The following is a 17,187-nucleotide window of genomic DNA, read 5'->3' as shown; positions in this document are numbered from 1 at the left end:
GCCTAGGGTAAGTCTTTGTCGCAGAAGCATTTTCCCTGATTCGGAGCCCCGATGCACCTCAACTCTGTGAGATATTCGGGCTAGCGGCTCAATGCACTTTGACGGTGTGCGTGCCGGCCATCAGGCTCGGCGTTGCTGCACCACGAAGGGCAGACCAAAAAATCGAAGCGGGAAACCCCGGACCGTCCCTGGTCAGCCCTGCAAGAAAGCTCGCAGGGCGGAAATCGGGCCACGCTGACGATGGTGACGAGAAAAATCGAACACGTGAGCCCTCCTTTCAAGACGTTCGAGTGTGCGGACTGACTACACCAAGGGCGTGGCGGAAGGCAAGGCTACCGCTTTCACCCGGCGCGGGAACGGATCGAGCACCAGTATGCAGCCACCGATGATCGCGACTGCGCCTAAGCCCTGGATTACGGTCAGCGACTCCCCAAGCATGCTGGTGCCGACCAGCACCGCGATCACCGTAACGGCGAATTCGACGCTGATCGTCCTGGTCGCGCCTATACTGGCAACCAGCCGAAAATAGACGATGTAGGTCGACGCGCTCATCACGCAGGAGAGAACGGCGAGATAGAGAAAGTCGATGGCCCGAGGCATCGCCGGCACCGGTACGGCGAGAAGCAATGGCAGCGTCATCAAGCCGCCTAATAGGAACGCGGCACTGGTGAGTTCCCACGAGCCGGCCGAGCCCAGATGTCGGTTTGCGTAATTGCTGCCGAAGGCGGCCGAGAAGGAACTAAACAGCGAGGCGGCGCAGCCGAAAGCGAAGGATGCGGTGATCGGCACCGCGGGAAAACCGACCAGGACGATGATGCCCAAGGCGCCGAGCAGCAGTCCGGCCAGCCCGCGAACGGTGATGCGCTCAAGCCCCCATAGCTGGCCGAGGATCATCGAGAACAGTGGGATCGCGGCAACAAGGATGGCCGCCACCGCCGTGCCGATGCGCGGGGTGGCATAGGATAGGCCGACAAGCTGCGCGGCAACCGTCGTCGCGCCGACAACGGCGAAGCGCCGCCAGCCGGCGCTGAAATCGAGCCGGCGTCGGGTCGCGGCGGCAAGCAGCAGGAGCGTGATGCCGGCGATCAGCGACCGCAAGGCGACCGCGCCGACCCAGCCGAAGGCGTGCACCACCTTGAGCAGCACAAGAAACGACAAGCCCCAGGTGACGGCCAAGAAGATATAGGCGGCGATGTCTTTGGGTTTCATTGTGCGGGCGGCCGTTTCTTGCAGTTGGAAGCGGAGAAGCTGCCGTGGCCCGTATCGTTTCGACTGGCAACTGACAAGGGTGGGGCGTGGTCCAGCCAGTCGACAGTGTGACCCCAAGCTCTACCGTCCCGGTCTGCCTGTCTTCCCCGGCCGGCGCTTTTCCCGGCGGACATCGCCTGGATCCTCGTATGAGCCGATGCCGGCGCGCTCACGCTTGACCGGCTTGTCACCCTCGATCGGCGTCTCTGTTCGCCGCACGGTCATCTCATCGAGTGAGTTCTTCTTGAACAGCGGCTTGGTGGCGTCGCCGGGAATGCCGAAGTCGGAACCGTGCGCCTCTTCGGCCGACTGTTTCTTGAACAGCGAGCGCGACACCGCACCGGCCGGCGTCGGCATATCGGTGCCCGGACCCATGGCGTCGAGCGAGGGTTTGGTGAACAGCGGCTTCTTCACCGGCACGGCGCCGTCGGCGCCCATTTCGTCGAGATCAGGCTTGCGGAAGAGGTTGGGCCGGGCAGCCTTGGCCGTTTCTTCGGCGGCACGTGCTTCGTCGAGCTTGCGGAAACGGTCCTGTTCCTCTGATGTACGATGTTTGGCCACGCCCTTGTTGTGCTTGCCCTTTTCACGGCCCGAGACCGGGCTTTCCATGTCGGCGTATTTGGCCAGCGGGTCTTCGGAAATCGACAGTTCCATCTCGCGCAGCCGCTTGATCTCGTCGCGGATGCGGGCCGCCTTCTCGAAGTCGAGATTGGCGGCGGCGTCGCGCATCTGCTTCTCCATGGCATCGAGATGGGCTTTCAGGTTGTTGCCCATCATGGCGCCGGCGCCGTCGGTGAACTGCGAGATGTCGGCGCGGACGTGGTCCTTCTCGTAAACCGAATCCAGAATGTCAGAGATGCGCGACTTGACCGATTCCGGCGTGATGCCGTTGGCCTCGTTCCACTCCATCTGCTTCTCGCGGCGGCGGCTGGTCTCGGCCATCGCCCGTTCCATGGAGCCGGTGACCTGGTCGGCATAGAGGATGACCTTGCCGTCGACGTTGCGGGCGGCGCGGCCGATGGTCTGAATGAGCGAGGTCTCGGAACGCAGGAAACCTTCCTTATCGGCATCGAGAATGGCGACGAAGCCGCATTCGGGAATGTCGAGGCCTTCGCGCAAAAGGTTGATGCCGACCAGCACGTCGAAGGCGCCAAGGCGCAAATCGCGCAGGATCTCGATGCGTTCCAGCGTGTCGATGTCGGAGTGCATGTAGCGGACGCGGATGCCTTGTTCGTGCAGATACTCGGTCAGGTCCTCGGCCATGCGTTTGGTCAGCACCGTCACCAGCGTGCGATAGCCGGCCTTGGTGGTGTCACGGATTTCGCCGACGACATCGTCGACCTGGCTCTTGGCCGGGCGCACCTCGACCGGCGGGTCGATCAGCCCGGTCGGGCGGATGACCTGTTCGGCGAAGACGCCGCCGGCTTGTTCCATCTCCCAAGCGCCCGGGGTTGCCGAAACCGCGACGGAGAGCGGACGCATGGCATCCCATTCCTCGAAGCGCAAGGGCCGGTTGTCCATGCAGGACGGCAGGCGGAAACCGTATTCGGCCAGCGTCGCCTTACGGCGAAAGTCGCCGCGATACATGCCGCCGATCTGCGGCACGGTAACGTGGCTTTCGTCGATGAAGACCAGCGCATTGTCGGGAATGTACTCGAACAGTGTCGGCGGCGGATCGCCCGGCTGGCGGCCGGTGAGATAGCGCGAATAGTTCTCGATGCCGGCGCAGGAGCCGGTGGCCTCCAGCATCTCCAGGTCGAAGCGGCAGCGCTGCTCCAGCCGCTGCGCCTCCAGCAGCCGACCAGCCCGTTCAAGTTCCACCAGCCGGTGCTTGAGCTCTTCCTTGATCGACTTGATCGCCTGGTTCAGCGTCGGGCGCGGTGTCACATAGTGCGAATTGGCGTAGATCTTGACGCTTTTCAGCTCGCCGGTCTTCTGGCCGGTCAGCGGGTCGAACTCGGTGATCTGCTCGATCTCGTCGCCGAACATCGAAATGCGCCAGGCGCGATCTTCCAGGTGGGCCGGGAAGATCTCGATCGTGTCGCCGCGCACGCGGAACGAGCCGCGCACGAAATTGATATCCTGCCGCTTGTACTGCTGGGCAACGAGATCGGCGAGCAGAGCGCGCTGGTCGAGCCGGTCGCCGATCTGCATTTGGAAGGTCATCGCCGTGTAGGTTTCGACCGAGCCGATACCGTAGATGCAGGACACCGAGGCGACGATGATGACGTCGTCGCGCTCGAGCAGAGAACGCGTCGCAGAGTGACGCATGCGGTCGATCTGCTCGTTGATCGAGGATTCCTTCTCGATGAAGGTGTCGGTGCGCGGGACGTAGGCTTCCGGCTGGTAATAGTCGTAATAGGAGACGAAATACTCGACGGCGTTTTCGGGGAAGAATTTCTTGAACTCGGAATAAAGCTGGGCCGCCAGCGTCTTGTTCGGCGCCAGGATCAGCGCGGGGCGCTGCGTCTCCTCGATCACCTTGGCCATCGTGAAGGTTTTTCCGGAGCCGGTGACGCCGAGCAGCACCTGGGTGCGGTCGTTGTTGGCGACGCCTTCGACCAGATCCTTGATCGCTGTCGGCTGGTCGCCAGCCGGCTCGAAGTCCGACACCATCTTGATGGCGATGCCGCCTTCGGATTTCTCCGGACGGGCAGGGCGGTGCGGTGTCCACAGCACGCCGTCCTTGTGCAGCGGATTGCCGGATTCAATCAGTGCCGACAAGGCAGCCACCGTCGCGGTGACGCTGCCCGAGGCCATCGTCTCGGCGTCTTCCAACGAAATGTCGAGACCGGCGACCGGATTGAGGCCGGCTGCCGTGCGCTCCCTGGCTGATGCCGCGCCACCCATCGAGGTGCCGCGCGCGCTGCGCCCCGGCGAGCTTGAGCGCTCGGGTATCTTCTTCGATGGCTTCGGTGGTTTGCCACCATCGCCCTTGCCGACGAGACGTCCTTCCTTTTCGGCTTCCTGCTCGATCTGTTCGGCCCAATCCGCGATCGAACCGGTCAGTGGCGTGCCCGACAGCTCCGGCTGGGGCATCTCCGCGAAGCCGCCTCCGTGCAGCGGCTCGGAGGCGTCGAGGAAATCGGTCAGCGGACTGCGCCGTTTCGGCGCGGCGCGGTCGTCATTCGCCGTCGGAGGCGTTTTTTGATCGGGAGATTTGGCCATATCCCGAATATGGGATTTCCTGGCCAAAATGGAAAGAGCGCGATGGGGAGAGGCGTACCGGACAACATAGCTCCTGACAGTAGGCTGTCAGGAGAAGGCGCGAAAGGTGCGGCCGAATGCCTGTAGGTACTACGCGCCCCTGGCGGCGGATGCGACTTGCGTCGGCGAAGACGACAGGCGCGGCACCACCACGAGGCGTTTGATTTTGCCCTTCTTGAAGGCGGCGAGGAAGCGCGCATAGTCCTTGAAGGCGACGCAACCGCTCGACTGGGCGTAGCGGCCCCGAAGCAGATAGGTATGGGCCAGGAAGCCGTCGCGATTGTATTTGTTGCGGCCATCGACCGGTGTCAGGCGCAAGGCCTCCACACCATGAAAGCGCGACTCGCGCAGCGACAGATTGTAGGTGTTGGGCGGTGTCGGGCCGCGGTTCTTCTGGTCGGCATAGCGAGGCTGGTCGACCATGGCGCCGACGCCCGAATGCGCCTCGAGCCTCGAGCCGTCAGGCATGTAAACGGTCCCGGCGCTGATGTCGTAGACGGCGACGCCATTGCTGGCTCCGCTCCTGGGGTTCGGTGAATTGAACAGGTTCTTGAATGCCTTGCCGAGGCCACCCGAAGGCGTGTCCGGCTTGGCGTAGGCCAGCACGTTGCCGCCATCGGCCGGCCGTCCTTGCCGAGCCGGTTTGGCCGGTTGGTCAGTCTGGACTTGCTGGACGGTCCCGCGAGCTGGATTCGGTTGCTGGACAGGCTTCGGTTGCTGGACAGGTTTGGACTGTTGTACAACCTCGGGTTGCGATGCTTCGAACCGCGGGCGACGGGTCGGCAATGGCACATCGTCGGTGAGCGCGTCCGGCAGCGAGGCGGCATCGCCGGGTTGTCCCTGCTGGGTTTCGACAGGCGAAACCGCGACGTCAGCCGACGAATCCTCGATCGGCAGCGGTGAGGCAAACGCTTCGTCGTCGACCGGCAGCGACTGCACGAGGGCCAGCGCCAACTGCGAATTATCCGGCGTCTTCGCATCCGACTGGGCAAAGCCCATCGGTTGCGGCGCGGTCTGAACGACGACCGAGCCGGTATCCAGCCGGGCGAAGCGTTCCGCCGCCGGAGCCGGCATGTCGTCCGACAGACTGGCCATCACCGTGACGGATGGCACCAGCGACGCCTCGGCAATTCGCGGCGCGACGGTGGAAATCACGGGACGGGCCTCTGCGGCGACGACGGGCTTTCCGGCGCCGGCAAAGGCAGCGGCGAGCTTCATCGGCGAAAGCGACGCTTCCATGCGCTCGAAACGCTCCTGCGACCTCGACTTCGCATCAGGGGGAACGGGCTTTGCCTGCGCCACGAGGCGCGCGGATTTCTCCGCCCGCGGGCTCAACCGGGCAAGCTTGAAGCAACTGGCGCCGCACTGCACGGCATGGTCGTGAAGGGCCTGCGTGCCACCATGGGCATTGGCAAGGGCGAAGGGTGCTCTCAGAAAATGCTGCTTGATCGGATCGGCAAGGGCGAACGAACCCGGCATCGACAGGCTCCGCGGCAGGCTACCTGATGTCGCCGACAGCGAGGCGCCGACGGAGCTGAGGCCGACCATGGTGCCGATCAGCCACAGGCCAACGGCAGCGCTGATGCCGGGCACGGCGACCCAGCGGACGATCCGTTCAGGAGTGAAGGAAGAGGAACATGGCGCGTCGCAGGCGGTCACGCCGTCCCTACGCTCGTCCCCGGAATTTTTTTTACGCAACAACGCCATGCAACCAATCTTGCTCCAACCGGTTTCCCCCGTACGTGGCCTTGAGAGCCGCGACGACCATTCTGTGAGTGATCCCAGGTGGTCCCCGACGCGTTTGCCGCGTCTGTCGTTGGTTGCCGATTGCTTCAAAATATGGACAAAGTTGGTTAATTAATCCCTCTCAAAACCAACGACGAGATGTGGATTTAGGTCAAATCAGGCCTCGTCCACGGCCAGGAAAGTGGTGTTGTTGCCTCTCCGACGTCGTTTTGCTGCCCGCTTTTGATCGCCGAGTCAAGCAAAACAGCCGTTTCTAAATTTTTTCGCGGCACCTTCAGCGATAAATGCAACGAAGCGACCGGCGGTGAAAATTGCCCAAATAGGCGCCTGTCTCAGGTAAAACCGTTGCCTGCCTGTCACAACTTCTTCGCCTGGACGGCCGCCTTGAGTGGCACCCTCAATTGAACCAAAGCGCAAACGTCAGAAACCCGCCGCCGCCGAACTGGCGCTGGATTTGGTCGAAATCGTTGCTGGTCAGGATCCTGCCGCTTTCGAGATAGGGCGCGATGGCCGGGCCTGTGATCGACAACACCAGGTCAAAGTTTTTTGGCTCGTCGAAGAAGCGCTTCATGTTGATGCCCTTATCGGTGATGCGGAAATGCGGCAGCAGCACGCGGCCTTCGAGGAGATCCTCGGCCATGGTCAAGGCGGCGAGCCAGGCCTGCACCTGCTCCTCGCCGACTTCGAGGCCGGTAAGCGGGTTCTCGCCCTTCTGCCGCGGTCCCGGCAGCCATTCGCGGTCATTGTCGGTCTCGGCGCGGATCGCCTTCCAATCCTCGCGCGACAGCCGGATCATTTCCAGCAGATGACGGCGTGCCGCTTGCCGGCGCTCGGGTTCGACCACCGGCCAGTTGACGAGATGCACCAGCGAGATGAAATCGGCGATGCGCCACTCCGACGAGAAGATGCTGCTGCCCATGTCGCCGGCCGGCGGCACCAGGATATCCTGCAACGGCAGCTTGGCGCGCGGGAACAGCATGTGGAAGGACCCGTCGAAGGTGCTCCTGAAATCATGCGCCAGCCAGAAATCGGCCTGCGCCATGAGGAATTCGGCATAGCCCTGCAGCCAGTAGCCATCGGCGCGATCGAAGCGGAAGGTCAAAGAGGGGGCTGCATCGTCTGGCGCGCTGCCACCGCGCGACAGCGAGGCCATGATGGCGGCCATGCTTTCATCAGGCGCGATGGTGCCGTCCTCGTTGAGATCGATGCCGGTATGGGTGAGATCGATTGCCATGCCGATATCGGCGTCCGCCGGCACCGGCGCAAACGTGGCGGCGGATTTTTCGAGCTGGTCGCGGAAGGCGACCAGAATGGCGCGGAACTGCTCGTAGGTCATCGGTTCGGGGTTCGGATTGTCGGGCACCGGCAGCCGCATCAGCGGCAGCATGAAGGATTGCGGGCTTTCGAAGCCATGACGATGCAGGCCGCTGGCCAGGATTTCCAGCGCGGTGAAGAACTCGCCGGCGCCGGCGGCGTAAGCTGATGCCGGGTCTTTTGGCGCGGCGGCCTCCAGCGTCGACAGGGCGCTGTCGCGCGCGGCCACGGTCTTCGCCTCGAACAGAGCGGATGCCGCTTCGGGCATAGCCGCCGTCGCGGAAGACAGCGGCACAATCAGCATGAAAGCGGATGTCAGCAGGCTTGCCGGTCGTGTCATCTTTCCCCCCAAATATTTGTCGCGCGGAACAAACATACACCATTTGCAGCGTCGCGCTTCAACCCGTCCCGAGGACGGTCTACACAAGGCAAACAATTGGGCGCCGCGTGTCGAATTATCCGTTTTCCTACAAGCTGTCCTGGCTGCCGCGTTTTCTGAAGCCCTCGCTTGCCGGCGGCGCGCAAGACTTTGCGCCGATGGCGGGAACGCTGATGAATCCGCCACCAAGGGAGGCAGTGCGGCTGGCCTTCGTCGGCGACATCTCGGCGGTGGCCAACCGCACCGCGCCGGACTGCGACCCGGAGGTCAAGAGGCTGCTCGGAGCTGCCGATGTGGTGATCGGCAATTGCGAAAGCCCTGTCGTGGACAAACCAAGCGCGGTGCTGGGCACGAGACTCGGCACGCATCATGCGATGAGCGAGCGGTTCCTGGCCGAGGCGTTGGCGGCGGCTGGTATTGCGCGCGAAAGGCTCGTGCTGTCACTGGCCAACAATCATGTGCTCGACCAGGGCGTCGCCGGCTTCGACGAGACGGTCGCGGCGCTGCAGCGGCTCGGCATCCGCACGGTCGGCCAGGCCGCCAATGGTCCGGTGGTGCCTGTCCAGGCCGGGCCGCTGGATATCGGCTTCGCCGCCTTCACGCTTTGGCGCAACGCCGATGAAAACCTGTTCGCCGGGCGCGTATCGATGGACAGCGATCCGGCCGGCTGGCCGCGCTATGGTGTCGATCTTCTTTGTGCCGTGCCGCATTGGGACTGGGAGTTCCGGCATTTTCCGCGCGCCGAGACGCGGGCGCTGGCCAGGCGGCTGGCCGGGCAAGGCGTCGGGCTGATCGCCGGCCATCACGCCCATGTCGTGCAGCCGGTGGAAAAGATCGACGGGACGATCGTCGCTTACGGGCTCGGCGATTTCCTTGGCACCGCCTTTGCGCGCCAGACATGGCCGGGCCGCATCGGAGGAATCTTCGTCGTCGATGTCAGCGCCGATGCCGGCACACGCGGCGCCATCGCGTCTTACCGGCTGCATCCCTTCATGCGCGTGCGCGCCGGCGACCATGAGCGGCTAGTGCCAGTGGAGGCACTGGTTGAGCAGATGCGCGGCAGGGTCGAAGCTCGATTGGGCGCAATCTTCCCTTCCTCTTCAAGCGAAGAGGGTGTCATCGCCTAACCGTCTGGCGGCCCTTGCAAAACCGACTATCATGCGACGGCAGAGGCAGGCTTGCGGAGGGGTGGCGATGGAAACGGCGGATTTCATGCCGGGCGACGCGGTGATTGCCGGTATCCGGAAAGACATCGAGACCTATGAGACGGCGAGGGCCTCCGCGGCCAGCCAAGTGCGCTGGCGGGTGCCACTGTTCGTCGGCCTTGTGCTGGTGTTCGTGGCGCTGGTCGCCTGGCTGTTCAACAAGGTCGCCGACCCCAACGAGCAATGGTTCTCGACGCCACATGTGTTTCTCTATGGCATCGGCTTGGTGGCTTCGAGCGTGCTCTACTTCCAGGCCATGCAACCGGCGACGCGGCTGCAGCAATCGTTCCGCGAGACGCTGCTGCCAATCATCTTCGGCTTCATCGCGGATATGCGTTACCAGCATGGAGGGAGGCCGAACTCTTTCGACCGGCTGCCGCGCGAGGCGGTCGGCGCTTTCAACAAGCAGTCGTTCGACGATGTCGTTTCGGGCCGTTACGAAGAGTTTCCGTTCGAGCTTTACGAAGCAGAACTGCGAGTAGGGTCGGGCAAGGATTCATCGAGAGTCTTCAAGGGTGTCATTGTCGCTTTCGAAGCGATCGAGCCGTTCCCGGGGGTATTGGTGGCGACGCGCCGGACCAATGCGGTCGTCGGCTTCTTCCGCGGCATGTTCGCCAGCAAGATGCAGGACTTGTCGTGCGGCGTGCCTGAACTCGACGCCGCCTATGAATTCCGCACCGACAATGCCGAGGCGGCGCGGCCGCTGGTGACCGGCCGCCTGGCGCAGGCGCTGAAATGGCTTGGCGAAACTTGGCCGGACGACCCGGCCCGCGTCGCGCTCAACGGCAGCGACGGTTTCCTGCTGTTGCCGCAGACGAAGAATTTCTTCGAGTTGCCGGATATTTCGGTGCCGCTCGACTACACCACGCATGTCGCGCCGATGATATCAGACATGGGCGCGATGCTGGCGACGGCGGCGCTGGTGCGCAAGGTCGGCGCGAAGGACGAGATCGGTTAATCGCTGTCAGCAGTCGAAGCCGTATTGGTCGCGCATGAAGTCTGCCTCTTCTTTCGACATTTTCTTGAACATCACACAGACGGTGAAGCTGCCGACCTGATGGCCGCCGCGTGTGTATCCCCAGTCGGAAATATCGCCCCTGGTGAATTCTATGTTCTGCCCCAGGACGACGTTGTGCACTGCCTCCGGCTGGTTTGCCAATATGCCGACAAAGCCGGTTTCGGTGCGCCGGAATGGGATGACCCAGAAGTGTTCGCTGACCTTCCCGTCCCGCACCTTGAACTTCAGTTTGAACCTGTCCGTGCCGGAGGGAGGAGCCTCGGACAGTGCCAGGAAGTCGTCCAGGCTGGCGAGTGCCTGCGCGGTCGCCGCCGCCATCTCTGGATCGTCGGGAGTAAAGATAACCGTCTTGTCGTCGCCTGGATCCGCGCCTTGTGCACCGGCCGATCCCGGAGCAAGCGCCAGCATCAGGGACATCATGGTCCGGACTGCGAGTTTCATGGAAGGCCCCCCTCACCGTGGTCGCAGCCATCATGGTGCATCCATTCCGGGTTTGCAACCGGAGCGCGAGTTTCATCCGCTTCAAGCGATGGTCGAGCCGACAATGGTTCATATCGATATCGATTTTCTGACGGAACGTTCTTCCGCGCGACCACTATGGTTTTTGCCAGCAGGCCGCGCTATCCCTTGGCCACGGGGGATACTCATGGCTGACGAACAAAAGGGATTTCGGCTGTCGCGGCGGCTGTTGCTGGGTGCGGCTGTCGTCGGCGGCGCGGTGCTGTGGGGCGGCAACACGGTGGCGCGGCTGGCGCGCGGGCCTTTGGGACCGAAGAACGCGGGCCGCATCGCCGATATCGACGGCATCGCGCTGCCGCTGAAGCCGCTGGAGAGTGCGCCGGCGTTTGACGCGTCGCTGCCCTGGTCGGCAAAAGGCGGCGACATCAACGATGCCAGCGGTCTCTCGAAGACGCCGGTCTATGGCGTGGTCGAAGTCAGCAAGGAGGAGCACATCGCCAAGGCGCTGGCCTTCGCGCGCGCCAATGGCTTGAAAGTGTCGCTGGCGGCCATCCGTCATTCGATGGGCGGGCACGCCTTCGACGACAATGCGCTGGTACTCGACCTCAGAAAATTCAACAAGGTGACGGTCGACGCCGCGGCGAAGACCATGACGCTGCAGCCGGGCGCGCGCTGGCACGATATCCAGAACCTCTTGCATCCGCGCTTCGCGGTGAAGGCAATGCAGTCCACCGACATCTTCTCGGTCGGCGGCTCGCTGTCGGTCAATGCGCACGGCATGGATCATCAGGCGGGTTCGGTGGCGAGCTCGATCCGCTCGATGCGGGTGATGCTTGCCGACGGGTCGGTGACGACCTGTTCGCCTGCCGAGAACACCGATCTGTTCCGCCACGTCGTCGGCGGCTACGGCCTGTTCGGCGTGGTGCTCGAAGCCACGCTCGATATCGTCGACAATGCCGTCTACCGGACCTCTCGCGAAATCATCAAATCCGACGATTTCCCGAAATTCTTCGCCGAGGTGCTGGAGCCGAACAGGGCGATCGGCCTGTTTTACGGCCATCTGTCGACGGCGCCGGGCAATTTCCTCGAGGACATGATCGTCTACCGTTATGACAAGGTGGCCGAGCAGCCGCCGGCGGATCAGCCCGCGATCGGCGAGCCGGGTTCGGTCGGGCTGAAGCGCGTGATCATCAACATGGCGAAATGGGGCAGCCTGTTCCAGGAGCTGAAGTGGTTCACCGAAAAGACGCTGGAGCCGAAATTCGAGAGCTGCACGGTGGCGCGCACCTCGGCCATGGCCGAAGGCGAGGCCTGCCTCGTCACCCGCAATAACCCGATGCACGATTCAGTGCCGTATCTGTTCAACGACCTTTTGGATGAGACAGACATCCTGCACGAATATTTTATTCCACGCGCCGCCTATAATCCATTCATCGCGGAAGCCCGCGATATTCTGCGCAACCAGACGCTGCCGGTGCTCAATGCTTCGGTGCGCATCGTCCACAAGGAGGATGTCGCACTGACCTACGCGCCGGAGCCGGCCTATTCGCTGGTGCTCTACATCAACCAGCCGACCGATGCCGACGGCAACGCCAGGATGCGGGCGCTGACCCGAGCGCTGATCGATGTGACCATCAAGCATGGCGGCCGTTTCTTCTTGCCCTACCAACTGCATTATACGGCCAAGGAGTTGCTGGCCTCCTATCCCGAGTTGCCGGCCTTCCTGGCGGCGAAGCGGCAATATGACCCGACGGAACTGTTTTCCTCGACCTTCTACCGTGCCATCAAGGCGCTGAGCGGGGTGGCGTAAAAAGCAGGAGAACAGCCATGCGCATGGTATCGGCGGCGGCACTCACCCTCATTGCGCTGTGCGCCGGACCTTCGGCAGCCGAGGATCTCAAGGCCTTCAAGCTGACGATCGACGGCGTGACCGTCGATATCGATCCCGGCGAGAGCACAAGCATGACGCTGCCTGGCGGCAGAAAGAGCAAGGTGACGCTCGAGCGCAACGACTTCGCCACCTTTTCCGGCGGCGATTTCTCCTTCGTCCATCCGAGCGATATTTCGGTGACCAAGACCGATCTTGGTGAGAACATCACGCAGTATCTGATGGCGTCGGCGCTGGGCACGATCGTAGTCGTGCAGGAATACGGCAAGATGAATCCGGTGTCGCTGAACCAGCTGATGCTGCAGGAGATGACCAAGGAATCGGTGCAGGCCGGTGCCACGCTGACGCAGGAGCCGATGACGCGCAAGCTCGCCGACGGCAAGGAATTGACCGGCATAAAGGCTGTCGTGAAGACACGCACCGACACGGCTGATTTCGAGATCGTCGGCTTCGGCGTTGCCGATCGGGGGCTGCTGTTCATCACCCGCATTGCCGGCGAGGACGTGGCTACCGAAAAGCCGCTGATCGACAAATTCTGGCAGAGCCTGAAGGTGAAGTTGTAGCTGTAGGGACTACAGCCCCTTCGGCACCAGTCCGGCCAGCCAGCTTACGGAGCGTTTCGCTGCGTCGGCGGTCGCGGAAGCGGCGCGGCCAAGGTCGGTCTTGACCACGGCGTAGCCGTTTTTCGTGCGATAGAGCACGCCGGTTCCGCCGTCGACCACCTGTTCATAGGCGACGGGCCGGGCGGCGTCGGCTTCCATGGCCGTCGTCGGCGAACCGACCGGGACGCTCGGCCGGTGGCTCAATTCAGGCGGCAATGGACTTTCGGTTCTGACAATCCGGCTGGCTGGCTTCAATTCCGGGCGCGACGCGGTCGCGGCCAGCTGCGAGGAGGACGACGAGCCCTTCGTGCGGCAGATGCCGGAGACGAGCGGATAGTTGAAATTGCGCTCGTGCAGCATCTGGCTTTTCATCGCGGCCTCGCACTCGGCGACGGTCGACCACTTGGCCGGCGTCTCGCCGATATATTCGCAAAGCTTGGCGTCGCAGTCGCAGCCGACGATGGTCATGGCGACAAGGGCGGTCTTGATCACGGTCTTGTCCCTTCGAGATGCCTCCCGGCAACCCATTCAGGTTGATGTCGTGATCCCAAAACCGGATTCCACTTTTGGGCGACATGCAACACTCCTTCGCGCGCGAACAAGGCGGGATTTGGCCGCGATTGTGGAATGGACGTGGCGGAGCGCTCGAAACGCATAATCCTGGCCGGGCGTGGCCGAAAGGCCTCAGTAGTCATAGACATGTTCAAGCCGGGCGCCCGACTTGATCAGCGCCGGCAGCACGAGATGCAGCTTGCGCACGGCGACGACCATGCCGGTGCGGCGCGTTGCCGGATCGGCCGGCAGAGGATAGCTGAACAGGATGCGCATGCCTTCGGGGATGGCGATCGAGTCGGTGGAGAGCATGGTGACCATGATCTCGTCGTTGCCGCCGATCTCCACGAACGACACGCCCTTGTCGATCAGGCGCGGAATCATCTCGGTGAACACCTGATAGCGCTTGGTGACGAAAATGGTGCCATCGGTGCCCATGTCACGTTCGAGCAAGGTGTCTGGCTCGTCGCGCGTGACTTCACCGACCGGCCCCTTGGCCCAGACATGGATGTCGAGAAAGGCCGGGTTCGTCGTGGCGGCGAGCGCCTTTTTGATCAGGTCGGCATAGGCCTGCTTGATGGTGTCGGCGAGGCCGAATGCCAGCTTGCGTTCGCTGGTGCGAATGGAACTGTCGCCCGGCGCCGGCTGCACCACAAACAGGCCGGCGCGCTTGTCGGCATAGGGGAACTGGTACCAGGGCACCTGGTCGAGGAAGGCGGCATAGTCGGCCGCCACCTTGGCCTGATAGATGTCGGTGGCGGTTCGCTTGCCTGCTGTCGCCTCGGTGATACGGCCGACAGTGTTCTCGTAGGCCCACTGCAGCATATGCTCGATCGAGTGGCTGGTGCCGATGATGACCAGCATCTGGTGGTTGGCGTAGTTGAACTTGTAGGGAGAACTGGCGCGGATCACCATGGCGTAATCCTGCCAGAAGCGTCCGACATAGGACCAGTAGGGGAAGCCGCTCGGCTGGTCCTTGTCGACGAAGCCGGCATATTCGCGCGCGGCGTAGACAATTGCCCATTCCGGATAGGTGAGGAAGGTCGATTCCTCCGGCCGCTGGTAGCCGGGGATTTCGGTGCGAACCTTGTCGGCCAGCGCCTTGGGCGGAGCGCCGTCGGCAATGCCGGGCAGCGGCGTCTTGTCGAGCGACGACGTCGTCAGGAAGCCGTAGCTCAGCCCGACGATCGGGACGAGGATGACGATGACGATCAGCCAGAGGATCGTCTTGACGATGCGCTTCAGCCAGCGGAGCACGAACATGGCCGATCAGGCCGTGGCGAAGTGATCGTGCACGCGCTTCGCCAGCCAGAAGCCGACATAGACGGCGAAGCCGCCGATGACGATGTGCGGCAGGTTGGCGAAGAAGCGGGCCGGGAATTCGATATCGTTGAGGGAGCGGAAGCCGTTGATGAAGATGCCGGCATCGAGGCAGCCGGAACCGGTGATCAGCCCGAGCACGCCGTCGAACAGGTAGACCGAGCCGAACAGCTTGAAATAGAACACCGCCTGGCGGTGCGAGATGAAGGCGGCGGCCAGCGCCCAGACGCCGGAGAAGGCATGCAGCAGGTCATCATACCATTGCAGGGAGAACAGGCCGAACAGATTGCCTTCGGCATCGTTGAACGGCGGTATGTAGCCGATGGCGACGACGCCGAAGAACAGGAAGGCATAGGCAACGGCAAGCTTCTGGATCAGCGTCATGAAGTATCCCCCTTCTACGAGCCCATTTGTAAACGCTACTCTGCCGGCCGCCTGACGCGGTTTTCTGCGCTTCCCCGTTCTACTGCGTCGCAGTAGAACTGAGCTCACGGACCCAAAAGTCCGCTGCGCTTCGGTTCTCGAAAACCACGCCATGCGCCTCGGCAGAGCGCGTTATCAAACGGACTCTACCGCGCCGATACTAACCGATTTTAACGCGCGGTGAAGCGGCGCTCGCAAGATCGCCGGCAAAGGGGAGAAAAGACAGTCGGCGCCGGGATTTCTCCCAGCGCCTCCCTGTCAGATCAGGACACGGTCGCGGCAGCAACTTCCGTAAAGTCGTCGCGCCTTGCCGGCCTTGATTTTGACGGTCCTGCCAGTCCGCCACCCGAAAGCAGCGTCCGTTCGGGACCACGCCGGTCTCCACCCTTGCGGGCTTTGCCCTGCGCACCATCGAAGGTTTTTGCCGTCCTTCATGGCAGCATCGGTCCGCCGTCGGCGTTGGCACGCTTTCCGCGGCCCCGTAGGTCTCGGCTCCGTCCCTCGAAACAGGCAAGCCTGCTCTCGCTTCGGTCCGTACGGGCCTCAGGAAATCCGCCTTTCACTTCGCCTTTCGGCTGGGCGATCGGTAGCCGCCTGAGATGGGTTTAACTTACGCCGGGTAAGGGCTTTGCGAAATGGCCGAGGGCCTGTGGATAGCGGGATTATCGGGGACCAACCAACGAGAATGCGATTTTCCGATCCGTCATATGGTGGGGCGGCATCGGTAGACATTCGGCCTTGCCCTGCCGACCGGTGCGGGCTTCAATGCCGGCAAAGGACTCGAGGCGCTTCGATGTCCTTGCGGGAGGGTGCGCTTGAAAGTCGGGGTGGTTCTCAATCCGATTGCCGGCGGCGGCCGGCTGAAACGGCATTGGCCTGATGTCGCCGCATCGCTGAAAAAGCATTTCGGCGAATTCGAACTGCGCGAAACGCAGGCCGAAGGTGATGCAGAAAGGCTGGCGCTCGATCTTGCGGCTGAAGGCTTCAATCTGGTGATCGCGGCGGGCGGTGACGGCACCGCCAGCGAAGTGGCCGACGGGCTGCTGCAGGCGATCCAGGAGGGCGGCAGGACGACCGAACTCGGTCTGTTGCCGTGCGGCGCCGGCATCGATTTCGCGCGCGGCCTCGGCCTGCCGAAGGAGGCGGACGCGGCGCTGAGGCGGATTGCCGAGGCCAAGGCTCGCAAGGTCGATGCCGGGCGCATCTGCTACATCGACGACCATGGCGCGCTGGCCAGTCGCCACTTCATCAACATCGCCAGCCTGGGCCTGTCCGGCGCCACCGACCGTGCCGTCAATGCCGACAAGCGCAAGGGCAGGATGTCGGCCAAGGCGCTGTTCCTGTGGCGCACCGTTGTCGAGTTCATCCGCTACCGCTTCCAGGATGTCAGGATCACCGTCGACGACGGCACCCCGGTCGAGGCGCGCATGGCGCTGGTGGCGGTGGCCAATGGAAAATTCTTCGGCGGCGGCATGATGATCGCGCCGGATGCCGAACTGACCGACGGGCAGTTCGACATCGTCATCCTGCGCGCCGCCGGCAAGCTGAAGCTGATCTGGGACATCCGCCTGCTCTATGGCGGCCGGCACCGCAATCATCCAGCAATCACCATCCTGCGCGGCAGGAAAGTGGTGGTCGAACCGCTCGGCGATGTGGAGAAGAACGGCGCGCTGGTCGACATAGACGGCGAGTCGCCCGGACGCATACCCGCGACCTTCGAGATCCTTCCCGGCGCGCTGACGCTCAGATACTGAATCAAGCCGTTAACAGATTGATTCAGACGGGTCCGCCGATGGATACAACCATCTGATATTGCTTGATATCTA

At 62.9% G+C, this 17,187-nt stretch carries 13 protein-coding genes; 5 read left to right on the top strand and 8 right to left on the bottom strand.

All coding sequences use genetic code 11. The features are described from left to right. Nucleotides 1-303: 303 nt before the first annotated feature. From NKH03_RS27945 to NKH03_RS27930, 4 genes are all read right to left on the bottom strand, one after another. On the bottom strand, nt 304-1,209 hold the full coding sequence (locus tag NKH03_RS27945) for a DMT family transporter (protein ID WP_352972043.1): 906 nt from the start codon (nt 1,207-1,209) through the stop codon (nt 304-306). 120 nt (nt 1,210-1,329) lie between these two features. Further along, nucleotides 1,330-4,416 (bottom strand): excinuclease ABC subunit UvrB, encoded by a 3,087-nt coding sequence (gene uvrB / locus NKH03_RS27940; RefSeq protein WP_352972041.1) that lies wholly within the window; start codon nt 4,414-4,416, stop codon nt 1,330-1,332. A 129-nt stretch (nt 4,417-4,545) separates the two neighbouring features. After that, nucleotides 4,546-6,114 (bottom strand): DUF2778 domain-containing protein, encoded by a 1,569-nt coding sequence (locus tag NKH03_RS27935; protein WP_352972039.1) that lies wholly within the window; start codon nt 6,112-6,114, stop codon nt 4,546-4,548. Between the two features lie 484 nt (nt 6,115-6,598). Further along, nucleotides 6,599-7,855: a hypothetical protein gene (locus NKH03_RS27930; protein ID WP_352972037.1), complete on the bottom strand. Its 1,257-nt coding sequence runs from the start codon at nt 7,853-7,855 to the stop codon at nt 6,599-6,601. Between the two features lie 107 nt (nt 7,856-7,962). Here NKH03_RS27930 and NKH03_RS27925 point away from each other — a divergent pair, with 107 nt between their 5' ends. Both NKH03_RS27925 and NKH03_RS27920 read left to right on the top strand, forming a co-directional pair. Further along, on the top strand, nt 7,963-9,021 hold the full coding sequence (locus NKH03_RS27925; RefSeq protein WP_352972035.1) for a CapA family protein: 1,059 nt from the start codon (nt 7,963-7,965) through the stop codon (nt 9,019-9,021). Nucleotides 9,022-9,088: 67 nt separating this feature from the next. Further along, the gene (locus NKH03_RS27920) at nt 9,089-10,057 is read left to right on the top strand and encodes a hypothetical protein (protein ID WP_352972032.1); all 969 of its coding nucleotides are present in this window, start codon (nt 9,089-9,091) and stop codon (nt 10,055-10,057) included. Between the two features lie 6 nt (nt 10,058-10,063). On the opposite strand, the gene NKH03_RS27915 is transcribed toward NKH03_RS27920, so the two are convergent. After that, nucleotides 10,064-10,525 carry a YegJ family protein gene (locus NKH03_RS27915; protein WP_352972030.1) on the bottom strand — a complete coding sequence of 154 codons (462 nt, stop codon included), beginning with the start codon at nt 10,523-10,525 and terminating at the stop codon, nt 10,064-10,066. Between the two features lie 238 nt (nt 10,526-10,763). Here NKH03_RS27915 and NKH03_RS27910 point away from each other — a divergent pair, with 238 nt between their 5' ends. Both NKH03_RS27910 and NKH03_RS27905 read left to right on the top strand, forming a co-directional pair. Further along, nucleotides 10,764-12,386 (top strand): FAD-binding oxidoreductase, encoded by a 1,623-nt coding sequence (locus tag NKH03_RS27910; RefSeq protein ID WP_352972027.1) that lies wholly within the window; start codon nt 10,764-10,766, stop codon nt 12,384-12,386. Nucleotides 12,387-12,403: 17 nt separating this feature from the next. After that, nucleotides 12,404-13,027 (top strand): hypothetical protein, encoded by a 624-nt coding sequence (locus tag NKH03_RS27905; RefSeq protein ID WP_352972024.1) that lies wholly within the window; start codon nt 12,404-12,406, stop codon nt 13,025-13,027. Between the two features lie 9 nt (nt 13,028-13,036). Here NKH03_RS27905 and NKH03_RS27900 read toward each other — a convergent pair whose 3' ends face one another. The 3 genes from NKH03_RS27900 to NKH03_RS27890 all read right to left on the bottom strand — a co-directional run bounded on the left by NKH03_RS27900 (nt 13,037) and on the right by NKH03_RS27890 (nt 15,322). Further along, nucleotides 13,037-13,558 (bottom strand): hypothetical protein, encoded by a 522-nt coding sequence (locus NKH03_RS27900; protein WP_352863849.1) that lies wholly within the window; start codon nt 13,556-13,558, stop codon nt 13,037-13,039. Between the two features lie 192 nt (nt 13,559-13,750). Continuing rightward, nucleotides 13,751-14,881, bottom strand: a complete 1,131-nt coding sequence (locus tag NKH03_RS27895) for a hypothetical protein (protein WP_352972021.1) — start codon at nt 14,879-14,881, stop codon at nt 13,751-13,753. Nucleotides 14,882-14,887: 6 nt separating this feature from the next. Beyond that, nucleotides 14,888-15,322 carry a DUF4383 domain-containing protein gene (locus NKH03_RS27890; protein ID WP_352863845.1) on the bottom strand — a complete coding sequence of 145 codons (435 nt, stop codon included), beginning with the start codon at nt 15,320-15,322 and terminating at the stop codon, nt 14,888-14,890. Nucleotides 15,323-16,176: 854 nt separating this feature from the next. On the opposite strand from NKH03_RS27890, the gene NKH03_RS27885 reads away from it, so the two are divergent. Beyond that, nucleotides 16,177-17,115 (top strand): diacylglycerol/lipid kinase family protein, encoded by a 939-nt coding sequence (locus tag NKH03_RS27885; RefSeq protein ID WP_352972018.1) that lies wholly within the window; start codon nt 16,177-16,179, stop codon nt 17,113-17,115. Nucleotides 17,116-17,187: the final 72 nt, after the last annotated feature.

Origin of the sequence: Mesorhizobium sp. M1406 (assembly GCF_040317555.1) — a bacterium.
GTDB lineage: Bacteria > Pseudomonadota > Alphaproteobacteria > Rhizobiales > Rhizobiaceae > Mesorhizobium.
Note: the sequence above shows the minus strand (reverse complement) of the source record. Positions and strands in the feature narration are given on the sequence as shown.

Bases quoted from the DNA above. Each gene is read 5' to 3' on its own strand.
- NKH03_RS27945 (WP_352972043.1), bottom strand. From the start codon at position 1,209: ATGAAACCCAAAGACATCGCCGCCTATATCTTCTTGGCCGTCACCTGG.
- uvrB (WP_352972041.1), bottom strand. From the start codon at position 4,416: ATGGCCAAATCTCCCGATCAAAAAACGCCTCCGACGGCGAATGACGAC.
- NKH03_RS27930 (WP_352972037.1), bottom strand. From the start codon at position 7,855: ATGACACGACCGGCAAGCCTGCTGACATCCGCTTTCATGCTGATTGTG.
- NKH03_RS27920 (WP_352972032.1), top strand. From the start codon at position 9,089: ATGGAAACGGCGGATTTCATGCCGGGCGACGCGGTGATTGCCGGTATC.
- NKH03_RS27915 (WP_352972030.1), bottom strand. From the start codon at position 10,525: ATGCTGGCGCTTGCTCCGGGATCGGCCGGTGCACAAGGCGCGGATCCA.
- NKH03_RS27910 (WP_352972027.1), top strand. From the start codon at position 10,764: ATGGCTGACGAACAAAAGGGATTTCGGCTGTCGCGGCGGCTGTTGCTG.
- NKH03_RS27905 (WP_352972024.1), top strand. From the start codon at position 12,404: ATGCGCATGGTATCGGCGGCGGCACTCACCCTCATTGCGCTGTGCGCC.
- NKH03_RS27895 (WP_352972021.1), bottom strand. From the start codon at position 14,881: ATGTTCGTGCTCCGCTGGCTGAAGCGCATCGTCAAGACGATCCTCTGG.
- NKH03_RS27890 (WP_352863845.1), bottom strand. From the start codon at position 15,322: ATGACGCTGATCCAGAAGCTTGCCGTTGCCTATGCCTTCCTGTTCTTC.